The organism is Okeania sp. (genome assembly GCF_983059655.1).
The window spans coordinates 1-3186 of sequence record NZ_CEZPJD010000873.1 but is presented as its reverse complement, the minus strand read 5'-3'; the positions used below and the strand labels follow the sequence as shown (position 1 = coordinate 3186).

Annotated in this window: 2 protein-coding genes; both read right to left on the bottom strand. The window is 32.5% G+C overall.

The genetic code is table 11. From position 1 onward, the window contains the following. Nucleotides 1–52: 52 nt before the first annotated feature. Nucleotides 53–1360 (bottom strand): serpin family protein, encoded by a 1308-nt coding sequence (locus tag AC3DU7_RS29610; protein WP_488042826.1) that lies wholly within the window; start codon nt 1358–1360, stop codon nt 53–55. Nucleotides 1361–1805: 445 nt separating this feature from the next. Further along, the gene (locus AC3DU7_RS29605; RefSeq protein WP_488042825.1) at nt 1806–2936 is read right to left on the bottom strand and encodes a serpin family protein; all 1131 of its coding nucleotides are present in this window, start codon (nt 2934–2936) and stop codon (nt 1806–1808) included. Nucleotides 2937–3186 lie beyond the last annotated feature (250 nt).

Below are 3186 nucleotides of genomic sequence, written 5' to 3'. Positions count from 1 at the left end.
TTGCTAATTTTTTTGTCAGAAATAATTTAAGACCGCTATATCAGACTTACTCTTAGTTTTTTGGATTTGTAATTTCTCCCATAAACAGAATCGCGCCAGATTCATCATCCCTAATAGCAAAAAAGAAAGGACGATTAACCAACATTTTAGGAGGTAAACTTCTAATTCCTATTCCCACGCTAGTAACCGCTGCTGCTTCTGTTCCTTGTTCATTAACTTCAACAAATGTTTTATGTTTGACTTCATCAATGTATAATTCTGGTGGAATGGGACGCATTTTAGAAAAATCAGCAGCACGATCGTTAAAAGCTATTTCCATTCCTAAAGATTTCAGTACATCATTGAGACTAACTTCATATTCATTTTTAAACTTTGGCAAACCTAAATTAATTCTCTCTGCGAAAAACTGTTCCATCCAATTTTCCCAGTTTTTTTGATTTAAAGCTTGATAAAATCCCTCTAAACCGACTTTTTCCCTGGGGAGAAATATATACATACTGACACGACCTTTTTTATAGGGCAAACCCACTGCTCTAAAATCTTGGTTTTCATAGTATAAATATTCTGATAATTGAAACATAATTGGATGTTGTTTTTGAGTTCCATCAGCTAAATAAAAAGGCATCTCTTTAGTAGCATACTCTGAAAATGGTTGCCACCAAGCAGCTTTAAAATAAATAGCATTTAACAACAGGATTACTAAATCAGGCTTGAATTTTTGAATAATTTGATCAATTTTGCCTTCAGTTTTATCTTTTACCCAATTATTGATAATTTTCGGAGTTTCAGGATCGTCAAAGTCAATTTCTCTTACCTGACTCTGATAAAAATCTTGATTTATTTGCAGGAAACTTGGAGAAAAAGACATGCCATTTCTACTCCAGATTGAGTTAGCAATATTTAATTTAATCTCGGGATTTAAACTATTTAATAAAATTCCTAAATCCTGATTTGCTTGATTAATTTCCTCTAAACTCATACCCTCAAAGTTTAAAGTTTTAGCCATAGCTTCTTGAGTTTTTCCTGCAGCGCCATTGTAGGTCATTGATAGAGCGATCGCTATACTTATTGGCGAAATAAAAACATTTTCGTCTGATTGGGATTTCTGAATTTCTGAAAATAGTTGAAAACCAAATTTATTATTGGCATTAACTAATTTCATCATGGTATTTTTATCTGCCGTTTGGGCTAATTTATGCTGGTTATGATTTGTATATTTATCAGTATTAAGTTTCCGATTTCTGAAAATTATTGTACTGCCAGGTAAGTTATAGACTCCGAGAATTACAATTAAAATAATTGCTCCTAGAGACATTTTTGCAGAAATACCAGAAAATTTCTTGACAAATGCTTTGAACATTATTTTACCTCACTAGAGTCAAGTGCTAACAATGAAAATTATATTAATTTGCAACATTGCTAATTTTTTTGTCAGAAATAATTTAAGACCGCTATATCAGACTTACTCTTAGTTTTTTGGATTTGTAATTTCTCCCATAAACAGAGCAGAAATACCAGAAAATTTCTTGACAAATTCTTTGAACATTATTTTACCTCACTAGAGTCAAGTGCTAACAATAGACATCTCCAGAAAAGAGGGAGTCATTTCAGTTATCAGTTATCAGTTATCAGTACCTCTAGCTGTTTGCGAAGCATTCCGTAGGAAAGCAAGAGGCTTGAAGTACGGAATTATTTTTTTTTATCCCCTTAAAAGGGGAGGCGCATACCCACGATTTTTCGGTAAGGAGTAGAGAGTAGGGGGAAATAATTGATAATTTCTGTGGGATAATTGATTTGATTTTTTATTATTGGAGTGGATTTGTAATTTCTCCCATAAACAAAATAGTGCCAGAATTATTATCTCTAATGGCAAAGAAGAAGGGACGATTAACAAACATATCTAAACTTGTTTTTATTATTATAGAAAGTGGTACTGGAATAACTATACTGGTAGCTGTTGCTGCTTCTGTTCCTTTTTCATTAACTTCCACAAATGTTTTATGTTTAATTTTATCAATATATAACTCTGGTGGAATAGAACGCATTCCTGAAAAATCTGCTGTCCTTCTATCAAAAGCTATTTCCATTCCCAAAGTTTTTAATATGTCATTGAGGGTAACTTCATATTCATTTTTAAATTTGGGTAGAGTTAATGTGATTTTTTGAGATTTAAACTTTAGCATCCAATTTTCCCAATTTTCTTCATTTAAAGTTTGATAGAATTTTTCTAATCCTATTTCTTCTTTGGGGAGAAATACATACATACTGACGCGACCTTCTCCATAAGGTAAACTAATAGCTTGAAAGGTTTGATTTTCATAATATGAATATTCAGATAATTTCAACATTGTTGGATGTTGTTTTTCTATGCCATTAGATAGATAAAAAGGCTGGTCTACGGTAGAAGTATTATCAAATTCTTCTTGCCAGTTTCCTTGAAAATAAATAGCATTTAACAATACCATAACTGAATCACGATCTAGTTTTTCAATTATTTTATCGATTTTGCCTTTGGTATTGTCTTCGATCCAATTATTGATAATTTCTGGAGTTTTCGGATTTTCAAAGTCAATTTCTCTGACTTTACTCTGATAAACTTCTTGATTTATTTGTAGAAAGTTTTGCTCAAAAGGTATTCCGATTTTAGTCCAGATTGAGTTAGAAATATTTAACTTAATATCTGAATTTAAACTATCTAATAAAATTCCTAATTCTTGATTTGCTTGATTAATTTCCTCTAAGCTCATGCCCTGAAAGTTTAAAGTTTTAGCCATAGCTTCTTGAGTTTCTCCCCGAGCGCCGTTATAGGCCATTGATAGAGCGATCGCTATACTACTGGGCGAGATAAAAATATTTTCATTTTGCTGGGATTTATGAATTTCTGAAAATAGTTGAAAGGCAAATTTGTTATTGGCAGAAACTAATTTTTCAACCATGTCTATATCTCCGATTTTGGGTAGGATTCAGCATTTCCTACGGAATGCTCCGCAAACAGCAGTCAGCTAGCCTCTTATAGAGGAACTGCGTTATCAGCTCTTGAGAAACACCTACATTTCCTACTAAGGTTATGCTAAGTAGCAATACGGTTAACTCCATGCTCCGCGAATGCCAATTATCATAAACAAAAGTTGGTTCATTAATGGATAATTGATAATTACCTCGGGTTTTAACCGCTACGGAATTGAA

Bases quoted from the DNA above. Each gene is read 5' to 3' on its own strand.
- AC3DU7_RS29610 (WP_488042826.1), bottom strand. From the start codon at position 1,360: ATGTTCAAAGCATTTGTCAAGAAATTTTCTGGTATTTCTGCAAAAATG.
- AC3DU7_RS29605 (WP_488042825.1), bottom strand. From the start codon at position 2,936: ATGGTTGAAAAATTAGTTTCTGCCAATAACAAATTTGCCTTTCAACTA.